Origin of the sequence: Streptacidiphilus jiangxiensis, from assembly GCF_900109465.1 — a bacterium.
GTDB lineage: Bacteria > Actinomycetota > Actinomycetes > Streptomycetales > Streptomycetaceae > Streptacidiphilus > Streptacidiphilus jiangxiensis.
Genome location: NZ_FOAZ01000001.1, coordinates 684,670 through 705,428, shown reverse-complemented (window position 1 = coordinate 705,428; position 20,759 = coordinate 684,670). Strand labels below are relative to the sequence as shown.

The 20,759-nt window shown below is 71.1% G+C and carries 20 protein-coding genes; 8 read left to right on the top strand and 12 right to left on the bottom strand.

Annotation, left to right across the window (positions count from 1 at the left end; translation table 11 throughout):
- Positions 1-44 precede the first annotated feature (44 nt).
- The 4 genes from BMY61_RS03090 (at position 45) to pyk (ending at position 6,038) form a co-directional block, all read left to right on the top strand.
- A complete protein-coding gene (locus BMY61_RS03090) occupies positions 45-1,016 on the top strand; it encodes a hypothetical protein (protein WP_042456918.1) in 972 nt (323 codons plus the stop codon).
- Positions 1,017-1,149: 133 nt separating this feature from the next.
- Entirely contained in the window at positions 1,150-3,321 is a 2,172-nt protein-coding gene (gene pta, locus BMY61_RS03085) for a phosphate acetyltransferase (RefSeq protein ID WP_042456916.1), read from the top strand.
- The gene (locus BMY61_RS03080; protein ID WP_042456913.1) at positions 3,318-4,541 is read left to right on the top strand and encodes an acetate kinase; all 1,224 of its coding nucleotides are present in this window, start codon (positions 3,318-3,320) and stop codon (positions 4,539-4,541) included. The genes pta and BMY61_RS03080 overlap by 4 nt, the downstream gene beginning before the upstream one ends.
- Before the next feature lie 72 nt (positions 4,542-4,613).
- Entirely contained in the window at positions 4,614-6,038 is a 1,425-nt protein-coding gene (gene pyk, locus BMY61_RS03075) for a pyruvate kinase (protein ID WP_042456910.1), read from the top strand.
- A 97-nt stretch (positions 6,039-6,135) separates the two neighbouring features.
- On the opposite strand, the gene BMY61_RS03070 is transcribed toward pyk, so the two are convergent.
- The 5 genes from BMY61_RS03070 to BMY61_RS03050 all read right to left on the bottom strand — a co-directional run bounded on the left by BMY61_RS03070 (position 6,136) and on the right by BMY61_RS03050 (position 11,096).
- Positions 6,136-6,765 carry a spherulation-specific family 4 protein gene (locus tag BMY61_RS03070; RefSeq protein ID WP_052439305.1) on the bottom strand — a complete coding sequence of 210 codons (630 nt, stop codon included), beginning with the start codon at positions 6,763-6,765 and terminating at the stop codon, positions 6,136-6,138.
- 72 nt (positions 6,766-6,837) lie between these two features.
- Entirely contained in the window at positions 6,838-8,217 is a 1,380-nt protein-coding gene (locus BMY61_RS03065) for a hypothetical protein (protein WP_075003726.1), read from the bottom strand.
- Positions 8,207-8,818, bottom strand: coding sequence for a DUF6114 domain-containing protein (locus BMY61_RS03060; protein WP_052439302.1), 612 nt, complete (start codon positions 8,816-8,818; stop codon positions 8,207-8,209). Before BMY61_RS03060 ends, BMY61_RS03065 begins: the two co-directional genes overlap by 11 nt.
- Positions 8,819-8,932: 114 nt before the next feature.
- On the bottom strand, positions 8,933-9,568 hold the full coding sequence (locus tag BMY61_RS03055; protein WP_236656595.1) for a DUF6230 family protein: 636 nt from the start codon (positions 9,566-9,568) through the stop codon (positions 8,933-8,935).
- Positions 9,569-10,115: 547 nt separating this feature from the next.
- Positions 10,116-11,096, bottom strand: a complete 981-nt coding sequence (locus tag BMY61_RS03050; RefSeq protein ID WP_042456897.1) for a tetratricopeptide repeat protein — start codon at positions 11,094-11,096, stop codon at positions 10,116-10,118.
- A gap of 326 nt (positions 11,097-11,422) precedes the next feature.
- Here BMY61_RS03050 and BMY61_RS03045 point away from each other — a divergent pair, with 326 nt between their 5' ends.
- Positions 11,423-12,049 carry a TetR/AcrR family transcriptional regulator gene (locus BMY61_RS03045; RefSeq protein ID WP_042456894.1) on the top strand — a complete coding sequence of 209 codons (627 nt, stop codon included), beginning with the start codon at positions 11,423-11,425 and terminating at the stop codon, positions 12,047-12,049.
- 22 nt (positions 12,050-12,071) lie between these two features.
- Positions 12,072-12,560, top strand: a complete 489-nt coding sequence (locus BMY61_RS03040) for a hypothetical protein (RefSeq protein WP_052439300.1) — start codon at positions 12,072-12,074, stop codon at positions 12,558-12,560.
- Positions 12,561-12,635: 75 nt separating this feature from the next.
- On the opposite strand, the gene icmA is transcribed toward BMY61_RS03040, so the two are convergent.
- The 4 genes from icmA to BMY61_RS03020 form a co-directional block, all read right to left on the bottom strand.
- Complete coding sequence (icmA, locus tag BMY61_RS03035; RefSeq protein WP_042456891.1) at positions 12,636-14,339, bottom strand: coenzyme B12-dependent isobutyryl-CoA mutase large subunit; 1,704 nt, start codon at positions 14,337-14,339, stop codon at positions 12,636-12,638.
- Positions 14,340-14,457: 118 nt separating this feature from the next.
- A complete protein-coding gene (locus BMY61_RS03030) occupies positions 14,458-14,799 on the bottom strand; it encodes a DUF3817 domain-containing protein (RefSeq protein ID WP_174514569.1) in 342 nt (113 codons plus the stop codon).
- A gap of 34 nt (positions 14,800-14,833) precedes the next feature.
- The gene (locus BMY61_RS03025; RefSeq protein WP_042456888.1) at positions 14,834-15,361 is read right to left on the bottom strand and encodes a MarR family winged helix-turn-helix transcriptional regulator; all 528 of its coding nucleotides are present in this window, start codon (positions 15,359-15,361) and stop codon (positions 14,834-14,836) included.
- Positions 15,362-15,404: 43 nt separating this feature from the next.
- The gene (locus BMY61_RS03020; RefSeq protein WP_269083988.1) at positions 15,405-15,713 is read right to left on the bottom strand and encodes a DUF3817 domain-containing protein; all 309 of its coding nucleotides are present in this window, start codon (positions 15,711-15,713) and stop codon (positions 15,405-15,407) included.
- 104 nt (positions 15,714-15,817) lie between these two features.
- Between BMY61_RS03020 and BMY61_RS03015 the strand changes: the two genes are divergently transcribed.
- Positions 15,818-16,702 (top strand): DUF2127 domain-containing protein, encoded by an 885-nt coding sequence (locus BMY61_RS03015; RefSeq protein WP_082015516.1) that lies wholly within the window; start codon positions 15,818-15,820, stop codon positions 16,700-16,702.
- 35 nt (positions 16,703-16,737) lie between these two features.
- Positions 16,738-17,256: a MarR family winged helix-turn-helix transcriptional regulator gene (locus tag BMY61_RS03010; protein ID WP_082015515.1), complete on the top strand. Its 519-nt coding sequence runs from the start codon at positions 16,738-16,740 to the stop codon at positions 17,254-17,256.
- Positions 17,257-17,268: 12 nt separating this feature from the next.
- Here BMY61_RS03010 and BMY61_RS03005 read toward each other — a convergent pair whose 3' ends face one another.
- From BMY61_RS03005 to BMY61_RS02995, 3 genes are all read right to left on the bottom strand, one after another.
- On the bottom strand, positions 17,269-18,078 hold the full coding sequence (locus tag BMY61_RS03005) for an MBL fold metallo-hydrolase (RefSeq protein WP_042456886.1): 810 nt from the start codon (positions 18,076-18,078) through the stop codon (positions 17,269-17,271).
- Between the two features lie 91 nt (positions 18,079-18,169).
- Positions 18,170-19,123, bottom strand: a complete 954-nt coding sequence (gene meaB, locus BMY61_RS03000; protein ID WP_042456883.1) for a methylmalonyl Co-A mutase-associated GTPase MeaB — start codon at positions 19,121-19,123, stop codon at positions 18,170-18,172.
- 250 nt (positions 19,124-19,373) lie between these two features.
- Positions 19,374-20,582, bottom strand: coding sequence for an acetyl-CoA C-acetyltransferase (locus BMY61_RS02995; RefSeq protein ID WP_042456950.1), 1,209 nt, complete (start codon positions 20,580-20,582; stop codon positions 19,374-19,376).
- Between the last annotated feature and the right edge of the window lie 177 nt (positions 20,583-20,759).

Below are 20,759 nucleotides of genomic sequence, written 5' to 3'. Positions count from 1 at the left end.
GTTGTCGGCTTTCCGCTTTCCGGAAGGGTTCAGGAGCCGCCGACATGGCCCGATCATCACGTCGCAGCAGCGCACCACAGTTCGACCCCACCTACGGGGACCAGGATCTCGCCACCGCCCGCCGGGACCTGGTGGTCGGCCGCTGGCAGGGCCCGCGCGACCTGCTGCGTGACACCGGCCGCGACTGGGACCGGCGCACGCACCGGATGCGGCTGCTGGCCGACACCGCGGCCACGACCCGCACCGTCGAGTCCTGGCAGGTCGCCGAGCCGAACAACCCGGACGCGCTGGTGCTGCGCGCCGAGACGGAGGTGCAGCGGCTCTTCCTCGCCGTGGCCGAGACGAGCAATCAGAACGGCACCCCGCCACCGGGCGAGGACGCGCTGGACCGCCGCGAGCTGGACCGGGTGGCCCGGATCTGCCTCCAGGCCGCCGAACGGCATCCCGCGGACCCGATCCCGTGGGTCTCGTTGTTGACCCTGGCCCGCCTGTACGCCGGCGGCCACCCGCACGTGTGGCACTGGTGGCGCGAGCTCCAGGCCCGGGACCAGTTCAACCGCGAGGGCCACCACCAGGTGCTCCGGCACCTCTCCGCCCGCTGGCACGGCAGCTACGGCGAGATGTACAACTTCGCCCGCGACACCGCGGCCTTCGCCCCGGCCGGCTCCCCCCTGTGCACCCTCACCCAGGCCGCCCGCGCCGAGCACTACCGCCACCGGCTGCAGTCCGAGGGCGAGTCCGCCGTCGGCCTGACCTACCACTGGACCCACGAGGTCGCGGTCCAGGCCCTGCACGGCACCCTGCGGCAGTGGATCGCCCACCGCTCCACGATCGAGTACGCCCAGGACGTCGCCGACCTGAACCTGCTCCTGCACGGCCTGGTCTTCGCCGGCCTGCTGCAGGAGGCCAAGGAGATCAGCGCGCTGCTGGGCGACCGCCCCGCCCGCATCCCGTGGGCCTACTGCGGCGACCCGATGGCCCTGTTCCAGCACTGGCGCGCGCAGCTGGGAGGCTGACGAGGCGCTGGCCGGGGCCTGACGACCCGGCGTCCAGGACCTTGGTCACCAGTTCCCCGCGAGCAGCCCACTGCCCGAAATGCGAAGGTAGGCTCGAAGCCGCTCGAACAGCGACTCGGATCGGAGTGCCTCGGTGGCCCGCAGCGTCTACGTGACCGGAATCGGCAGAGGAGACGGCCGACAAGCCGTCGAGCTGGGGGTCATGGAGCTGCTGACCCGGCATGTCGACCGGGTCGGGCTGTTCCGTCCGCTCGTGCACCCGCCCACCGACCACGTCGTCGAGCTGCTGCGCGGGCGGTACCGGCTCGACCTGACGCCGGAGGCGATGTACGGGCTCAGCTACGACGAGGCCGCCGCCATCCAGGCGGAGCGCGGGCAGGACGAGCTCGTCGGCCAGCTCGTGGACCGATTCCGCGCGGTGGAGCGCGCCTGCGAGGCGGTGCTGGTGCTCGGCACGGACTTCGCCTCCACCAACATCCCGGACGAGCTCGCCCTGAACGCCCGGCTCGCGAACGAGTTCGGAGCCAGTGTGCTGCCCGTCATCGGCGGGCACCGCGAGAGCGCGGACACCGTGGTCAACGAGGTGCGCAACGCCCACCGCTCCTACTCGGACCTGGGCTGCTCGATCCTCGCGATGATCGCCAACCGGGTCGCGCCGAGCGACAAGCAGGCGATCACCCGGCGGCTGACGAACAAGCCGGACGTGCCCTGCTACGTGATCCCGGACGACCCGGCGCTCTCCGCGCCGACGGTCACCCAGGTGGCCGAGGCCACCCACGCCGAGGTGGTGCTCGGCGACCCGGCGGGTCTCGCCCGCGACGTGCGCCGCTTCGTCTTCGGCGGCGCGATGCTGCCCAAGTTCCTCGACGCGCTCTCCGACGGGTGCCTGGTGATCACCCCCGGCGACCGAGCGGACCTGCTGATCGGCGCCCTCGCCGCGCACGCGGCCGGCGCGCCGCCGATCGCCGGGGTGCTGCTGACGCTGGGCGAGACGCCCGGCCCGAACGTGATGAAGCTGGCCGACCGCCTGGCCCCCGGCACGCCCGTGCTGGCCGTGCAGGAGGGCAGCTACCCGACCGCGATGGACCTCTCCACGCTGGAGGGCCGCCTCACCGCGGCCAGCCCGCGCAAGGCCGAGACCGCGCTCGGCCTGTTCGAACTCCACGTCGACACCGCCGAACTGACGGACCGGATCGAGCTGAGCCGCAGCGAGCGGGTCACTCCGATGATGTTCGAGCACGAGCTGCTGGAGCGGGCCCGCGGCGCGGAGCTGCGCGAGATCGTGCTGCCGGAGGGCACCGAGGAGCGGGTGCTGCGCGCGGCCGAGGTGCTGCTGCGCCGCAACGTCTGCCACCTCACCCTGCTCGGCACCGAGGACGCGGTCCGCCGCAAGGTCGCCGAGCTGGGCCTCAACCTCTCCTTCGACGCGGCCGACACCGGGGCGGAGTCGAACGGCGCCCGCGCCCGCGCGCGGATCATCGACCCGGTCACCTCGCCGCTGCGCGACCGCTTCGCCGAGGTCTACGCGGAGCTGCGCAAGCACAAGGGCATGAGCGTGGAGCTCGCCCTCGACGTGGTCAGCGACGTCTCCTACTTCGGCACGCTGATGGTCCAGGAGGGCCTGGCCGACGGCATGGTGAGCGGTGCGGTGCACTCCACGGCGGCGACCATCCGCCCGGCCTTCGAGATCATCAAGACCTCGCCGGACGCCAAGATCGTCTCCTCGGTCTTCTTCATGTGCCTGGCCGACAAGGTCCTCGTCTACGGCGACTGCGCGGTCAACCCCGACCCGGACGACGAGCAGCTGGCCGACATCGCGATCCAGTCCGCGGAGACCGCCTCCCGCTTCGGCGTCAGCCCCCGTGTGGCGATGCTCTCCTACTCGACCGGCACCTCCGGCTCCGGCGCGGACGTGGACAAGGTCCGCAAGGCCACCGAGCTGGTGCGCGGACAGCGCCCGGACATCGCGGTCGAGGGCCCGATCCAGTACGACGCGGCGGTCGACGCCTCCGTGGCGGCCACCAAGCTGCCCGGTTCGGCCGTCGCCGGACAGGCCAGTGTGCTGATCTTCCCGGACCTGAACACCGGCAACAACACCTACAAGGCCGTGCAGCGCTCCGCCGGCGCGATCGCCGTCGGGCCGGTGCTGCAGGGGCTGCGCAAGCCGGTCAACGACCTGTCCCGCGGCGCGCTGGTCCAGGACATCGTCAACACCGTGGCCATCACCGCCATCCAGGCCCAGCAGGCCGCCGCACAGCAGACGGCGGCCCAGCAGGCCGCGCAGCAGAAGGAGAGCGCGCAGTGAGCGGCGCGACGCGGGTCCTCGTCCTCAACTCCGGCTCCTCGTCGGTGAAGTACCAGCTGATCGACATGGCCGACGGCGCCCGGCTCGCCTCCGGCCTGGTCGAGCGGATCGGCGAGCGGCAGGGCCGGATCAAGCACGAACCGACCGGCCACCCGCAGCGTGAGCGCTACGAGGCCTTCCCCGACCACACCGCGGCGCTCGGCGCCGTCGCCGACGAGCTGGCCGAGGACGGGCTCGGGCTGGACTCGCCGCGCCTGGCGGCGATCGGTCACCGCGCCGTCCACGGCGGCACCCGGTTCACGGAGCCGACCCTGGTCACCGACGAGGTGGTCGAGCAGCTGCGCGAGCTGATCCCGCTGGCGCCGCTGCACAACCCGGCCAACATCACCGGCATCGAGGTGGCCCGCAAGCTCCGCCCCGACCTGCCGCAGGTGGCCGTCTTCGACACCGCCTTCCACGCCGGCATGCCGGAGTACGCGGCCCGCTACGCCATCGACAAGGCCACCGCCGACGCCCACCAGGTGCGGCGCTACGGCTTCCACGGCACCTCCCACCAGTACGTCTCGCGCCGCACGGCGCAGCTGCTGGGCGCCTCGCCCGAGGCGGTCAACGTGATCGTGCTGCACCTGGGCAACGGTGCCAGCGCCTCGGCCGTGGCCGGCGGCCGCTGCGTGGACACCTCGATGGGCCTGACCCCTTTGGAGGGCCTGGTCATGGGCACCCGTTCGGGTGACCTCGACCCGGCCGTGGTGCTGCACCTGCACCGGGTCGGCGGCATGTCGGTCGACGAGATCGACGCGCTGCTGAACCGCCGCAGCGGCATGCTGGGACTGTGCGGGGACAACGACATGCGGGAAATCGGGCGTCGAATGGACGAAGGTGACCACGACGCCCGGCTGGCCTTCGACATCTACGTCCACCGGCTGCGGAAATACATCGGCGCCTACTACGCGGTATTGGGCCGGGTGGACGCCGTCGTGTTCACCGCCGGGGTGGGCGAGAACGACCCCGCGGTGCGCGAGGCGGCGCTCACGGGCATGGACTCGCTGGGCATCGAGGTCGACCCGGTCCGCAACGCGGTGCGCGGCGGTTCGCCCCGGCTGATCTCGACGGACTCCTCCCGGGTCAAGGTCGCGGTGGTGCCGACGGACGAGGAGCTGGAGATCGCCCAGCAGACCTTCGCGGTGGTGCGTCGGAGCAGTGCGTCGGAGCAGCCGTGAAATGCGTTGAGTGTGTTCAATGCGTGGAATGCACTGAATGCCCTCAAAAGGTAAGCCGATAGGATGAGCGATATGCGCCGAGCCAAGATCGTTTGTACTCTGGGTCCCGCGACCGACGGATTCGAACAGCTGAAGTCGCTGATCGAAGCCGGAATGAACGTCGCCCGCCTCAATATGAGCCACGGCAGCCACGCCGAGCACGAGAACCGCTACAACAACGTCCGCGCGGCCGCCGACGCAGCCGGCCGCGCCGTGGGCGTGCTCGCCGACCTGCAGGGCCCCAAGATCCGCCTCGCCACCTTCGCCAACGGTCCGGTGACCGTGGAGAACGGCGACACCTTCACCATCACCACCGAGGACGTCCCCGGCGACCAGCACATCTGCGGCACGACCTACAAGGGTCTGCCCGGCGATGTGAAGCCCGGCGACCCGGTGCTCATCAACGACGGCGTCATCGCCCTGGAGGTCGTCAGCGTCGACGGCCCCCGCGTGGTGACCCGCGTCGTCGAGGGCGGCGTGCTCTCGAACAACAAGGGCATCAACCTGCCCGGCGCGGCGGTCAACGTCCCCGCGCTCTCCGAGAAGGACGTCGAGGACCTGCGCTTCGCGCTGCGCCTCGGCGTCGACATGGTCGCCCTCTCCTTCGTCCGCAACGCCGCGGACATCGACGACGTCCACAAGGTCATGGACGAGGAGGGACGCCGCGTCCCGGTCATCGCCAAGGTGGAGAAGCCGCAGGCCGTCGAGGCGATGGAAGAGATCGTCATGGCGTTCGACGCGGTGATGGTCGCCCGCGGCGACCTCGCGGTCGAGTATCCGCTGGAGAAGGTCCCGCTGGTGCAGAAGCGTCTGATCACGCTCTGCCGCCGCAACGCCAAGCCGGTCATCGTCGCCACCCAGATGATGGAGTCGATGATCACCGCCTCCCGGCCGACCCGCGCCGAGGCCTCCGACGTCGCCAACGCGATCCTCGACGGCACCGACGCGGTCATGCTCTCCGCCGAGTCCTCGGTCGGCAAGTACCCGATCGAGACCGTGCAGACCATGGGCCGGATCATCGAGGCCGCGGAGCAGGAGCTGCTCTCGCAGGGCCTGCAGCCGCTGAACCCGGGCCGCAAGCCCCGCACCCAGGGCGGCTCCATCGCGCGTGCGGCCTGCGAGCTGGGCGACTTCCTCAACGCCAAGGCGCTGGTGGCCTTCACCAAGTCCGGTGACACCGCCCGCCGCCTGTCCCGCTACCGCTCGCCGATCCCGGTCATGGCCTTCACCCCGGAGACCGCCACCCGCAACCAGCTGACCCTCAGCTGGGGCGTGGAGACCTACGTGCTGCCGCAGGCCCCCAACACCGACGCCATGGTCGACCAGGTCGACGAGGCGATGGTGGCCCAGGGCCGCTACGGCAAGGGCGACACCATCATCGTCACGGCCGGCTCCCCGCCCGGGATCATCGGCACGACGAACATGGTGCGCGTGCACCACCTGGCGACGGGCGACTGACCCGACCACGGAAGGGGCGAGAATCCGCGTCGCGGGTTCTCGCCCCTTCCGTGTCACCCGGCCATCGCCGTGATCAACGCCTGCGACCGGCTGAACGTCATCCGCCGCACCCCGGCGGGGAGCCACCAACCCGGTCAGTAGTGAGACCGAGGACGGCCCAGGGGTTGGGCAGGGTGCCGGACGTCGCGTAACCGTGGACCGAGGCGTCCGGCGGGGCCGCGTAGACGAGGTGGCAGCCGGCGTCCTCGGCGCGGTTCTCGTAGTCGCACCACGGGCCCTCGAAGGTGACCACGAGGTCCGCGAGGTCGAGGTAGGCCGGGTGGGGCGTCAGGCCCGGATTGAGCACCAGGAAGGTCGCGCCGAGCGAGCGGGCGGCGATCGCGAGGCGGTCGTAGTGCGGCAGCGCGGCCGAGCCGTCCGGCGTCTGGTCCAGGAAGACGCCGTCGACGGCGTACCACTCCCGGTAGGCGGCGATCTCCGCGACGACCTCCGCGTGCGGGCGCCGCCCGTAGTCGGTGTCCACGTAGCCCAGCACCCGCGTCGCGCGCAGACCCGCCACCGCCTCGCGGTAGGCCGGATCCGGGGCCGACCCCGGTCCGCTCGCGGGGTTGACCACCACGGCCGCCAGCCGCGGTGCCGCCACCCGCAGCGCTGCCCACGCCTCGGGCTCCACGGCCGGGTGGAAGTAGGCGGGGACGAGCAGTCGGGATATCGGATCGTCACTCACGCCGGGTTCAACGACCGCGCAGGCAAAGGGAAACCCCCTCCAGCCGAAGCCGGAGGGGGTTTCCCCGCGCGTTCACTGCCCGAGCGGCGTGTAGAACAGGTGCATGCCCGGGATCGTCAGGTTCCCGCCGAACTGGCCCTGCTGAATCGCCGTCACGTTGCCCAGCTCCAGCGTGAGCGGGATCGGGACGGCGCCGATGAGGTTGTAGAGCCACTGCGGCAGGGTGTCCGGGGTCAGGTCGATGTTGATGTTGAGCAGGCTCAACGGGATGCCCTCGGCGGCCAGGACGGTGCCCTTGAGCTCGGTGACGTACATCGTCACCGTGCCGCCGCGCATCGTCGAGGTCGACCCGGGCGAGCCCTGGACGTGGACCTCCTGGCCGCGCTGGTTGGCGGACATGTCGAGGTCGCCGATGTTGACCTCCTCCGCGGTGAACTTCAGCACGCGCTCGGTGCTGCCGTCCGCCAGCGGAATGGTCACCACGCCGTGGAACTCGGTGTTGATCAGCTTCAGGTCGGAGGACTTCAGGGTCCACTTCTCCACCGGCATGGTGCCGGCGGCGAGCTGGGAGCTGACCGAGGTGTCCAGCGGCGCCGCCAGGTGGCTGATGTCGCAGGCCTTGTTCGGGTCGCTGCTCGGCGTCGCGGAGGCCGTCGGCGTGGCGCCGGCGCTCGGCGTGGTGCTCGGCGTGGCGCTCGGCTTGCTCGGCGTGGCGGACGCGCTCGGCGTGGGCGCGGCGGACGTCGACGGGGCCGGCGTCGCGGCGCTGCGGACCGCGGCAGTGCGGGCGGCCGCGGCGTGCGCCTGGGGGATCGCGCTCGCCGACGCGGACGGCTGCACCGCCGTGGTCGTCGTGCCGGATGCCGTGTGAGCGCCGAGGATGCCGCCGAGCAGGCCCCCGAGGATGCCGCCGAGCGGGTCGGAGGGGGTGCTCCGGGTGGGGCTGGGCGTCGGCGTGGGCGTCGGCGTGCCGCCGCCGGTGCCACCGGTGCCACCACCGGTCGTCCCGCCGGTGCTGCCACCCGTGCTCCCGGAGCCGGTGCCGCCGGCGGTGGAGCCGGAGCCCGCGCCGCGCTGCGTCGGGACGGACGTGGCGGTGCCGCCCGTGTGCGTCGCCGGCTTGCCCGCGACCGAGGCGTTCTTCGACGTGGTGCCGGTCGTGCCCCCCGAGGCGGGGGTGGTCGCGCCGGTGCCGGTCCCCGGGGCGCCCTTGGTGCAGGTGGCGCCCGTCGACCCCGCGAGATCGGGGACGGACTTCGGCGCGACCTTGGCGGCGCCGTCCGCGGCGAAGGCCAGCTTGGGCGCCAGCATGCCCATGAGCAGGGCCGTCGGCATGGCGGTCAGGGCGATGGCACGACCGACGGGGCGCTGCATGCGCCCGCGCACGGTGGGCCGGGGAGCAGCGTGGCGACCGGCGGTGCGAGCCGGCTGCTGCTCGTTCTCACTCGACACTCTTGCTCTCCTCCTGCGGCTCCTGCGGCTGCTGCGCCTCGGGCGCGGCGGCCGGCTGCGCGGCCGACTGCTCCGCAGCCGGTCCCGCTTCGCCTGCCTGCTGGGTGGGAAGCACCACCTGGGTGTCCGCCTGGGCCGCCTGGGCCGCCTCGGCCGAGTCGGTCGCGGTGACCGCGGCCGCCACCTCGGGCTCCGCCTTCAGCGGGGCCCAGGAGCAGACCAGGGCACCGCCGAGGATGCCGAACAGCAGGCCCATCCCGAAGCCGCCGAAGTTGGAGACCGGCAGCGAGATGATGCTCAGCACGATCGCGGCGATGCCGGCGAAGACGCGGATCAGCGGCTGGAACCAGCACGAGATGCCGAGAGCGATCAGCAGCATGCCGATGACGGCCGAGCCCGCGCCCGCGGTCGTGGCCATCTGGATGCGGAGTGCGCCGATGTTCATCGTCGCGTACGGGAAGTAGAGGATCGGCCCCGCGGCGCACAGGATCAGGAGGCCGCCCCAGAACGGGCGGGTCCGACGCCAGTCACGGAAGGCTCGACGGGCCTTGGTGAAACCGCTGATCGGATCGGGCTGCGCCGTCGTCATCGCGCTGGTCACGTGGCAGCTCCCAGGGGTGTAGCTCGTTGGGGTGGAGCTCGATGGCTCGAAAAGGGGGGTGGCGGGGAGGGGACAGGCCCTCCCCGCCGAAAGACCTCAGGTACCTCGGTTACGTCAGAAGCAGGGGTTGCTGCCGGACGAGAGGTTGAGGTGCATGTTCGCCAGGGCGAAGGTGCCGGCCGAGGTGGCCCACGCGGTCTGCTTCACGTTGGTCAGGTCGGCGGAGTCCGCCTCCTGGCCGAAGCTGCCCGCGAAGCCCTGCTGGGCGGCGGAGGTGGAGTCGACCGGGCCCTTGGAGATGGCGCCGCCGGCAACACCGATGTTGATGTTGTTGAAGGTCGCGGTGTCGGCCTTCAGGTCCGTCATGTCGATGAAGAGCTTCGACGCCTGGACCGGGGTGCCCGCGTCACCGGCGGTGATCCGCAGGGTGAAGTCACCCAGCGGGCCGAGCGGCACGTCGACGGACTGGCACAGGTTGGTGATGGTGGCGCTGTTGAAGCCGGAGACCGCGACCGGAAGCGGCGCCTTGGTGCCGCTGCCGTTCACCACGGTGTCGACGGTGCCGTACTGCGAGAAGCCGTCACCGTGCAGGGAGCCGGCTTCGACCTTGAACGACGCGCCGGAGAGCGCGAAGGACGCGGCGAGCGCGCCCTGAGCAATGCTGACGCCGACCGCGGCGGTCGCGGCCAGGGTCGGAACCATGACGACGGCGAAGCGCTTCCAGCGGGTCTTGCCGAAGGTCTGGGACATGAGTCGAGATCCTCCTTCTCGGACGTACATCTCCCGGCGGGTGTGGGTGCCCGGCGGAGATGGGGAGAAGAGCTACGTCCTCGGGAGGTGAGAGCACCCCCGAGCGACAACCACTCGTGCGTGCCGAGGGGCACGCCCGTTGCGAGTACAGGCTCCATCCGGTGGACGGAGACCCCCCTGTCCTCAACTCAGGTGCCGGCGGACCGACACCCCGCCCGGTGGGGATTCCAGCGCCCGCTCCCGACCGGCTGCCGGGGTGAAGGTGTTGGACCGAGCGTGCTAGATCGTGGTCCATGTGGGGCTGCTGCACAAGTGGTTCATTACCGATGAGTAAGGAACATGTGAACCGGACAAGGCCCGGGAAAGACGAGTGTTTTACGCTCTGTGATCGTGATCACGTGACCCCCGATGCCAAGCTGCAGGAAACACGGGCGTAACAGACGAAGACGGCCACACAGGGTGACCGTCTCGCCGGAATGTCAAGATTTGATAAAGCTGACGAGCGTGTCGACAGGTCTCCGCGACACGCTCACGAACGTGACACCCTTCAGAAGAGTTTGCGTGCCAGCGCGCCCCGCGCCTTCACCACGCGCGGGTCCTCACCGCCGATCACCTCGAAGAGCGAGAGCAGGTGCAGCCGCACCTTGTCGCGCTCCTCGCCGAAGGTGCGGCCCACGGTGTCGACCAGGCGACTGAAGGCATCGTCCACGTGACCACCGACCAGATCCAGGTCGGCCGCGGCGATCTGCGCCTCGGCGGCGGCGGGGTCGGCGGCCGCGGCGGCGCGCACGGCCGCCGGGTCGGCGCCCTGCACCCGCTGCAGCAGCTCGGCCTGGGCCAGGCCCAGCTTGGCCTCCTCGTTGCCCGGCTGCTCGGCCAGCACGTTGCGGTAGGCCTGGATCGCCCCGCCCATGTCGCCCCGGTCCAGCGCCTCGTGAGCCAGCGCCAGGGCCGGGTCGAGGGGCTCCTCGACGCCCTCGGCCACCGCGCCCGGCTCGCCCTTGCCGCTGCGCAGGCCCGGCTCGCCGGCGATGCCGAAGCGCTCGGCCGCCTCCTTGATGAGCTGGTCCAGCAGCGGGCGGATCTCCTCCGCCAGGGCCGGACCCTCGAACAACGGGATCAGCTGGCCCGCGACGACGACCAGCACCGTCGGCAGGTCCCGCAGCTGGAGCTGCTGGGCCAGGCGCTGGTTGTCGCGGACGTCGACCTCGGCCAGCACGAAGCGGCCGTCGTACTCCTCCGCCAGCGCCTCCATGACGGGGACCTGCTGCTCGGCCGGGCCGTAGCCCTCGGCCCAGAACAGCAGCAGCACCGGGACCTCGGCGGACAGCGGGATCACCTGGGCCTGGAAGTCGGCCTCGGTGACGGCGAAGATCAGCGGCTCGGCCGCGGCGTCGGCCCCGGCCTCCTCGGCCTTTCGGGCGCGCTCGGCGCGCATCTGCTCGGCCTTGGTGGCGGCGTCGGCGGCCGCCTTGACCGCGGCGAGGTCGACCGCGCCGCGCAGGGACATGTTGTTCCGTGGCTGCATGCGCCTATCCTCCCCCGTCGCGCGGTCGGTTCGCACCAATACCCCCGCCGTCCTGCCGGATTGCAGGACCCCGGGGGCCGTGGTGCATCGTGCGAGTGTCAAATGTCAGCGGGCGCGGATCCCCATCCGCGCGGAAGCGTGGTTGTCGCTCTTTCGCTACGAGTCGTAGCGTATATCGGCGACCGGGCGGCGCGCAGCCGCTTCCGGGTGACCTGCGCCACTCTTGCTCCCGCCCTCTCGGAGCACCGCATACCGACGAGTAACCTGCGTTAACCCCGCTGTCTTCAAACAGACACAGAACACAGTCGCAGAGCAAGGAGCCCGACGTGACCGCACCGGCCGGTCCCCGCAAGGGCCGCCCGCGCAACGCCGACGCGGACGGCGCGATCCTCGCCGCCACCCGCGAGGCACTCGCGGAGCTGGGCTGGGGCGGGCTCACCATGGGCGACGTGGCCGTGCGCGCGGGCGTCGCGAAGACGACGCTCTACCGGCGCTGGCCCTCGAAGAACGAGCTCGTCGTCGCGGCCGTGGCGGAACAGCTGGACGGACTGGAGATGGCGGACCTCGGCAGCCTGCGTGCGGACATCGAGGCGGTCGTCACCCAGTTCGCCGCGCTGCTGTCCGCACCGGAGACCCAGGCCGCCCTGCTCGCCCTCTTCGCCGAGGCCACCCGCGACCCGCTGCTGCGGCAGCGCGTCCGCGAGGCCATCATCGAGCCGCAGAAACGTCTCGTCATCGCCGGCCGCGCCGCCGCGCAGGCCCGCGGCGAGCTCGTGGCGGACACCTGCGAGGAGATGGCCCGGGCCTCGGTCGACATCATCTTCGACACCGTCGCCGGCACGGTCGTCCACCGCATGCTCGTCAGCGGCGAGCCGGCCACGACGGAGTGGATCAGCGCCTTCACCACCCTCCTGCTCCACCCGCTGACCGAGATCTCCGCCCAGCCGGGCTGACGCGGGTGCAACGATCCCTCCCATGGACGGATACGGGACCTTGCTGCTGACCGGCCCCATGGTGGCCGACCACGCACTCGCGGATGCCCTGGGCCACGTTCTCGGCGTTCCCGCCGAGGACGTCCACATCGGCGAGGACTGGACCGACGAGAGCGCGGGCGCGCGCGTCGTCTGCCTGCGTTGGGCATGCCCGCCGCGGGACGTCGTCTGGGCCATGGAGGTGTTCCCCCTGCAGGGAGTGGCGGCCACCCCGAGCGAGCGGGAGCTCTGCTCGGCGCTCGCGGAGGGACTCGGCCAGGCCGTGGTGTTCCCCGCCGAGTCCTTTCCCCCGAGCGCGTACTGGCTGGCCGCCCCCGGTGGGCTGGTGACCCGGGCACGGCTCCACGACGTCGACGGAATCGGGCCCGACGGGGACGAGACCGGTTACGACATCGACGCCGTGGGCGCAGCCGTACCGGGAATGGCGCGGCTGCGGGTCGTCCCGGGCCTGACGGCCGACGGACCGGCGTGACGGACGCGCGTGACGGACGCGGTGTGACGGAGGCGGTGTGACGGACGCGCGTGACGGACGCGGCGTGACGGTGATTCAGAACCCGGCCGGCTCCACGTAGACGCCCCACTCCTCGCGCAGCGCGTCACAGATCTCGCCGAGGGTCGCCTCCGCCCGGACCGCGTCCAGCATCGGCGGGACCATGTTCGCGCCCGAGCGGGCGGCGGCGAGCATCGCGTCGAGGCCGGCCCGGACCGCTGCCTCGTCGCGGGCCGCCTTGCGCTCGGCCAGGACGCGGACCTGCTCGCGCTCGACCTCGTGGCCGACCCGGAGGATCTCCAGCGGCGGGGTCACCGAGCCGGTGTGGCAGTTGACGCCGACGACGCGCTTGTCTCCCTTCTCCAGCGCGCGCTGGTACTGGAAGGCCGCCTCCGCGCTCTCGCCGGTGAACCAGCCGTTCTCGATGCCGCGCAGGACCCCCGAGGTCATCGGGCCGATCGGGTGCCGCCCGCCCGCGCCCACCGCCGCCGCGCCCATCTCCAGGATCTTGCTGAAGATGGCCTCGGCCTGCGCCTCGATCCGGTCGGTCAGCGCCTCCACGTACCAGGAACCGCCCAGCGGGTCGGCGACGTTGGCGACGCCCGTCTCCTCCATCAGCACCTGCTGCGTGCGCAGCGCGATCTCCGCCGCCTGCTCGCTCGGCAGCGCGAGCGTCTCGTCGAGGGCGTTGGTGTGCAGGGAGTTGGTGCCGCCCAGGATCGCCGAGAGCGCCTCGACGGCGGTGCGCACCACGTTGTTGTAGGGCTGCTGCGCGGTGAGCGAGACACCCGCCGTCTGGGTGTGGAAGCGCAGCCACTGCGCCTTCTCGGTCCTCGCGCCGTAGACGTCACGCAGGCGCTTGGCCCAGATCCGGCGCGCGGCACGGAACTTGGCGATCTCCTCGAAGAAGTCCAGGTGCGCATCGAAGAAGAAGGAGAGGCCGGGTGCGAAGACGTCGACGTCCAGCCCGCGCGACAGGCCCAGCTCGACGTAGGCGAACCCGTCGGCGAGGGTGAACGCCAGCTCCTGCGCGGCCGTCGTGCCGGCCTCGCGGATGTGGTAGCCGGAGACCGAGAGCGGCTTGTACGCCGGGATGTCGGCGGCGCAGTACTCCATCAGGTCGCCGATCAGGCGCAGGTGCGGCTCGGGGGCGAAGAGCCACTCCTTCTGCGCGATGTACTCCTTGAAGATGTCGGTCTGCAGCGTCCCGTTGAGGCCCCTCGGATCCACGCCCTGGCGTTCGGCGGCGACGAGGTACATGCAGAAGACCGGGACGGCCGGGCCGGAGATGGTCATCGAGGTGGTGACGTCCGCCAGCGGCAGGCCGCGGAAGAGCACCTCCATGTCGGCGGCGGAGTCGATGGCGACGCCGCAGTGACCGACCTCCCCCAGCGCCCGCGGGTCGTCGGAGTCCCGGCCCATCAGGGTCGGCATGTCGAAGGCGACGGAGAGGCCGCCGCCGCCCGCATCCAGGATCATCCGATAGCGCTCGTTGGTCTGCTCGGCGTTGCCGAAGCCGGCGAACTGGCGGATGGTCCAGGCGCGGCCGCGGTACCCGGTCGCGTAGAGCCCGCGGGTGAAGGGGAACTCGCCTGGCCAGCCGATGTTCTCGAAACCGGGGTAGGTGCTGCCGGGCGGCGGGCCGTACGCGGGCTCGACCGCGTCACCGGAGAGCGTCGTGAAGTCCGCGTCGCGCTTGAGGGCGCGGTCGTAGCGCTGCTGCCACCGCTCGCGGGCGGCGTCCGTCTGCTGTGCGTCCATCGGCAGTGACCCTCACCTTCGGCAGGCTGCACACTCCTTCAATTTACTCGGACGTCCTACTAAACGCGCAATGCCCCGCGTCCGAGGGATCGCGGGGCACAGGGAGGAGCGGTGGTGGTCAGGCGCCGACCAGTTGCTCCGACTCCTTGGCGGCCAGCTGGGCCTTCATCTCACGCACGACGCGGCGCTCGACGAAGAAGACAGCGGTGGGGATGGTCCCGGCCAGGACCGTCCACACGATCTTGCCCATGGGCCACTCGAGCCTCATGCCAAGAATGAAGGCGACCACGACATAGGCCATGTAGAGCCAGCCGTGGAAGGTGCCGACGATGGTCACCGGCGTCTTGGACGCACCGAAAGCGAGCCAGGCGACCGTGAAGACCGTGAGCAGGACCAGGCCCACGCCGGTCACGTACGCCAGGACACGGTAGGCCGTGAGCAGGGGGTTGGACTTGTTCATAGTCATCGAGAGTAGACCGACAAAAGTCGATCACTCACACCGCCCCGGACTCCTCGGAGTCCTCGAAGTCCCCGGCGGCTATGCGCAGCGGCCGCAGCATCTCGAACAGCTGCTTGCAGCCCTCGGCGTCGTATCCGGTCAGGCCGAAGTCCATGGCCATCAGGTCCCGGGTGGCCGCCTCGACCACCTCGCGGCCCTTGGGCGTGATCGCCGCGAGGACGCCGCGACCGTCCAGCGGATTGGGGCGGCGGGTGACCAGGCCTGCCGCCTCCAGGCGGTCGACGGTGTTGGTCACGCTGGTGGGGTGGACCATGAGCCGCTGACCGATCTTGGACAGCGGCAGTTCACCCGCCTTGCTGAAGGTGAGCAGCACCAGCGCCTCGTAGCGGGCGAAGGTCAGCCGGTACGGCTTGACCACCGCGTCGACCTGGGCCAGCAGGATCTGGTGCGCCCTCATCACCGAGGTGATCGCCGCCATGGAGGGGACTGCACCCCAACGCCGCGCCCACAGTTCGTCGGCGCGTTCGATGGGATCGAAGGTCAGGCTCAGCGGCTTCGGCACGCTGACACGTTACCGCTAGGTCTGCAGGGTGGGACCGGGCGTCTCACGCCATGGCGGGCGCGGTCTCGCGCTCCTCGCGGCCGAGGATCCGCTCGGCGAAGAAGCCGCCGGTCGGCAGGACCGAGAGGACCATGATCCAGGCGAAGCGCTTGAAGCCCCAGCCCTGCTCACGCCAGGCCAGCAGCGCGAAGATCGCGTAGAGGATGAACAGGATGCCGTGCACCATGCCCATCACCGGCACCGCGTCGAAGCTGGTGGTGCGCTTGAGCACCGAGCAGACGAGCAGCAGGAGGAAGGAGACGCCCTCCGGCATGGACACCAGACGCAGGCGATGGACGGCGGTGGTCTTCACTTCGAACCCTCGGACCTCTCGGGAATGTCGCAATCTTGCGCCAAGGCGCCCGTTCAGTATGACCGACCGGTTTTTCGTCCCTGTATCCGGCTATTCTCCCGGCCATGACGAGGGACTGGGACCGCCGGCACTGCGCCCGCAAGGGGCACATCACCTACGCACCGACCGAGCCGGAGCTGCGCGAGCGGCTGCGGGTCGAGACGGCCGTCGGCGAGGCCTGGCGGTGCCTGCGCTGCGGTGACTTCGCCGTCGGCGAGGCGCACGGCAGCGGCCCGGCCGCGGACGCCCCCTTCGTTCCGCGCGGCAAGGCACTGCGTGACCTCTTCATCCTGCGCTTCCTCGCCGTGGAGCGGCTGGTGCGCGGGGTGTTCATCATCCTGGTGGCCTGGGCGGTCTGGAAGTTCAGCAACAGCCAGACCTCGGTGCAGCAGCTCTTCAACGACGACCTGACGCTCTTCCGCCCGATCGCCCAGCACTACGGCTTCGACATCGACCACTCGGCGGTCGTCGACTCGATCCAGAAGACCTTCCAGTACAAGCACAGCACCCTGCTGATCACCGCCGCGGCACTGGTCGCCTACGCGCTGATCGAGATCGTCGAGGCCTTCGGCCTGTGGGCGGCCAAGCGCTGGGCGGAGTACCTGACGGTGGTCGCGACGGCGGCCTTCCTGCCGCTGGAGATCATGGAGCTGACGCACAAGGTCAGCGGCTTCAAGATCGCCACACTGGCGCTGAACGTGCTGGCCGTCCTCTACATCCTCCTGGCCAAGCGGCTCTTCGGGCTGCGGGGCGGCGCGAAGGCATTCGAGGCGGAGCGTCACGGCGCCTCGCTGCTGGAGGTCGAGGCGGCGGCCCATCAGGCCTCGCTCAAGGCCCGCGAGGCCCAGGTCGCGACGGCGATGGCGAACGTCCACCAGAACGCGCCACTCGATCGAGTGGCACCGCAGCAGCACAACGCCGTGGATGGGCCGTCGGCGATCGTTGAATAGTACAATTTTCAACTAAACGACGTATCATCGGAGCCATGGACACCACCACAGCCGCGCCCGTCCTCCCCGCGTCCGACCCGGACCCCCAGGAGGACGCGCCGTGGCTCACCGCGGCAGAACAGCGCCTGTGGCGAGCCCACCTGGAGGTCAGCCGGCTCCTGATGTACCAACTGGAGCGCGAGCTGCAGCCCTACGGGCTCTCGATCAGCGACTACACCATCCTCGTCGAACTCTCCGAGGCACCGCAACGGCGGATGCGGATGACCGACCTCGCCGTCGCCACGCTGCAGTCGAAGAGCCGCCTCTCCCACCAGATCACCCGCATGGAGGCCGCTGGCCTGGTCGTCCGCGACACCTGCCCGGGCGACCGCCGCGGCCTGTTCGCGGTGCTGACCGACCACGGCTGGGACACCATGCGGCACGTCGCCCCGCGCCACGTCCGCAAGGTGCGCGAGCACTTCATCGACCGCTTCGACGAGGACCAGATCGACACGATCTACGAGGCCCTCGCCCCGATCGCGGAACACCTGCGCGAGCTGCGCGGACGCGGCTGAGCCCGGCCGGGTTCAGGGGCTGCCCGCCGGCTCGAAGCCGGCCAGCAGCTGTTCCAGCGCGGCCTGGTCCGGCCCGACGAACGGGGCGAGCCCGGCCACGGCGCTGAGCGTGTCGATCATCCGCCCGGTGATGCCGGACGCCGCGGGCAGATGGGTCGACAGCACGAGCTCGGGCGCGCGCTCCCGCAGCAGCTGCCAGCTGTCCTGGAACTTCCGCGCGTCGACGTTCTCGAGCCACACGCTGTCCACGCTCGCCCAGAACACCTGCGCGTCGTGCAGTCCCTCCGGCGCGAGGTCGCGCGCGTCCGGGCCTTCCGCGAGCTCCGCGCTGGGCATCGGACCGCCGAAGCAGTCCGAGCTGAAGCAGACCCCGGTGCGGTCGTCGAAGAAGCCGACCGTCGCCGGGTTGTCGAACAGCGGCGGCCGGAAGGCGGTGAGGGTGCGGTCCCCCACGTCCAGCGACTGCCCGGGGTTGAGCAGGAAGATCCGGTCCATCGGCAGCGGGTGCTCGGTGGACATGATCCCGGCCCCGACGAAGGTGGTCACCACCCGCGCCTGCGGGGCGGCGTCGAGCAGAGCGAAGATCCCGCCCGTGTGGTCGCGGTCGGGGTGGGTCAGCCAGATCCACCGCACGTCGGCGGGGTCGAGCGCGGTGCTGAGCGTCCGCAGGAAGTCCCGGTCCGGCAGCCCGAGGCCGGTGTCGACGACAACGGGCTGGGCGGCGTGGAGGACGAACGCGTTGGCGGGGATGTGGCCGATCCCCGGCACTTCGAGGCTGTCACTGAGGACGCTGACATCGGGGTGGACGCGGTGCACGGGCATGAGTGGGCGCTCCCTCGGCTGGGACTCCGGTTCGGACGGATCGCTCGCGGCCACTGCGTCCATCGTAGGCCCGGGGGGCCGGCGGGCACCGTCAGCCGGTGAGGGAGGCGATCAGTTCGTCCGCCGCGGAGTATGAGTCCAGCTCGCCGTCGGCGACCTTCTGGGCCAGGGCGTCGAGGTGGCGGTCGCCGTGGACCCGGGCGAAGCGCTCACGCAGGGCGGTGACCGCGATGGTCTCCACCTCCTGCGCGGCCCGCCGCAGCCGCCGGGCGGCAAGCTCGCCGTGCTCGGACATCCAGGTGTGGTGCTTGTCCAGCGCCGCGACGACCTCGTCGACGCCCTCCTGCTTCGCGGCCACGGTCTTCACGATCGGCGGACGCCAGTCCCCCGGCGAGCGGGCCTCGCCCAGGCCCAGCATGTGGTTGAGCTCGCGGGCGGTCGCGTCCGCGCCGTCGCGGTCGGCCTTGTTGACCACGTAGACGTCGCCGATCTCCAGGATGCCCGCCTTGGCCGCCTGGATCCCGTCACCCATGCCCGGGGCGAGCAGCACGATCGTGGTGTCCGCCTGGGCCGCGATCTCGACCTCGGACTGGCCCACGCCGACCGTCTCGACCAGGACCACGTCACAGCCGGCCGCGTCCAGCACCCGGATCGCCTGCGGCGCGGACCAGGCCAGCCCGCCGAGGTGGCCGCGGGTGGCCATGGACCGGATGAAGACCTCCGGGTCCGTCGCGTGCTCCTGCATGCGGACACGGTCCCCGAGCAGCGCTCCCCCGGAGAACGGCGAGGAGGGATCGACGGCGAGCACGCCCACCCGCTTGCCCTGACGGCGGTACGCCGTCACCAGCGCGGAGGTGGAGGTGGACTTCCCCACCCCCGGCGAGCCGGTCAGCCCGACGACGTAGGCCCGCCCGGTCAGCGGCGCCAGCGCGGCCATGACCTCCCGCAACTGCGGGCTGGCCCCCTCGACCAACGAGATCAGGCGGGCAACGGCACGCGGCCGACCCTCTCGGGCCTGCGCCACCAGCGCGGGGACGTCGATCACCGTACGGAGCTCCAGATCTTGATCGGGCGAGCCAGTTGCAAACGTGAGGGGCGCGAGGCTCTGCCGATTTGCGGCTCCGCCGCGTGGGCGCGACCAGGGTGCCATGCGCTCCCGCAGGTACTTGCACTATCCCCAGGGGCGCGAGGAACTGCGCGACAAGCCATCCACGCAGGTGGTTCGCCGAACGAGCAGGGCCATCCGCACAGGGTGGTTGCTCGCGCAGTTCCTCGCGCCCCCAACGGCTACGCCGTCAGGCCTTCGGCACGCGGATGACGAGCGCGTCGCCCTGGCCGCCGCCGCCGCAGAGCGCGGCCGCGCCGACGCCGCCGCCACGCCGCTGGAGCTCCAGGGCCAGCGTCAGGACCACGCGCGCGCCGGACATCCCGATCGGGTGACCGAGCGCGATCGCGCCGCCGTTGACGTTCACCTTGTCGAGGGAAATCCCCAGGTCCTTCACGGACTGCACGGCCACCGCCGCGAACGCCTCGTTGATCTCGACCAGGTCGAGGTCCTCGACACCGAGGCCCTCCTTGCCCAGCGCGTGCAGGATCGCGTTGGACGGCTGCGACTGCAGCGAGTTGTCCGGGCCGGCCACGTTGCCGTGGGCGCCGATCTCGGCGATCCAGGTCAGGCCCAGCTCCTCGGCCTTGGCCTTGCTCATCACGACCACCGCGGCGGCGCCGTCGGAGATCTGCGAGGAGGTGCCGGCCGTGATCGTGCCGTCCTTGGTGAAGGCCGGACGCAGCTTGCCGAGCGACTCGACCGTCGTGTCCGCGCGGACGCCCTCGTCCACGGAGAAGAGGACCGGCTCGCCCTTGCGCTGCGGGATCTCCACGGGAACGATCTCGGCCTCGAACACGCCGTTCTTCTGCGCGGCCGCGGCCAGCTGGTGCGAGCGGGCGGCGATCTCGTCCTGCGCGGCGCGCTCGATGCCGAGGCGGGTGTTGTGGACCTCGGTGGACTCGCCCATCGGGATACCGTCGAAGGCGTCCGTGAGGCCGTCGTAGGCCATCGCGTCGAGCATCTCGATCGCGCCGTACTTGAAGCCCTCGCGGGACTTCGGCAGCAGGTGCGGGGCGTTGGTCATCGACTCCTGGCCGCCGGCCACGACGACGTCGAACTCACCCGCGCGGATCAGCTGGTCGGCCAGCGCGATCGCGTCCAGGCCCGACAGACACACCTTGTTGATGGTCAGCGCCGGGACGTTCATCGGGATGCCGGCCTTGACCGCGGCCTGGCGGGCGGGAATCTGGCCGGCGCCGGCCTGCAGCACCTGGCCCATGATCACGTACTGGACCTGGTCCCCGGTGATACCGGCGCGCTCCAGCGCGGCCTTGATCGCGACGCCGCCGAGGTCGGCGCCGGAGAACCCCTTGAGCGAGCCGAGCAGGCGGCCCATGGGAGTGCGGGCGCCCGCGACGATCACGGACGTGGTGGCGCGGCTTGCCGTGTTGCTCATGGTGGTCGAGCCCCTTTGCTGCGACGGGAACTGGCGGGCGACGGTGTGCCACGGCACCGAGTGCCAGTTGGGAGTTTTCCGCACAATGTATCGACGAGCAGGGAGGCCGTCACCCGGCACACGGTGTGATCACGGGCACGGTCGCCACGGGTTTCGTCGAAACACGAGTTGCGCTCT

Bases quoted from the DNA above. Each gene is read 5' to 3' on its own strand.
- BMY61_RS03015 (WP_082015516.1), top strand. From the start codon at position 15,818: ATGACGAGGGACTGGGACCGCCGGCACTGCGCCCGCAAGGGGCACATC.
- BMY61_RS03055 (WP_236656595.1), bottom strand. From the start codon at position 9,568: ATGTCCCAGACCTTCGGCAAGACCCGCTGGAAGCGCTTCGCCGTCGTC.
- BMY61_RS03090 (WP_042456918.1), top strand. From the start codon at position 45: ATGGCCCGATCATCACGTCGCAGCAGCGCACCACAGTTCGACCCCACC.
- pyk (WP_042456910.1), top strand. From the start codon at position 4,614: ATGCGCCGAGCCAAGATCGTTTGTACTCTGGGTCCCGCGACCGACGGA.
- BMY61_RS03040 (WP_052439300.1), top strand. From the start codon at position 12,072: ATGGACGGATACGGGACCTTGCTGCTGACCGGCCCCATGGTGGCCGAC.
- icmA (WP_042456891.1), bottom strand. From the start codon at position 14,339: ATGGACGCACAGCAGACGGACGCCGCCCGCGAGCGGTGGCAGCAGCGC.
- BMY61_RS02995 (WP_042456950.1), bottom strand. From the start codon at position 20,582: ATGAGCAACACGGCAAGCCGCGCCACCACGTCCGTGATCGTCGCGGGC.
- BMY61_RS03030 (WP_174514569.1), bottom strand. From the start codon at position 14,799: ATGAACAAGTCCAACCCCCTGCTCACGGCCTACCGTGTCCTGGCGTAC.
- BMY61_RS03005 (WP_042456886.1), bottom strand. From the start codon at position 18,078: ATGCCCGTGCACCGCGTCCACCCCGATGTCAGCGTCCTCAGTGACAGC.
- BMY61_RS03010 (WP_082015515.1), top strand. From the start codon at position 16,738: ATGGACACCACCACAGCCGCGCCCGTCCTCCCCGCGTCCGACCCGGAC.
- BMY61_RS03050 (WP_042456897.1), bottom strand. From the start codon at position 11,096: ATGCAGCCACGGAACAACATGTCCCTGCGCGGCGCGGTCGACCTCGCC.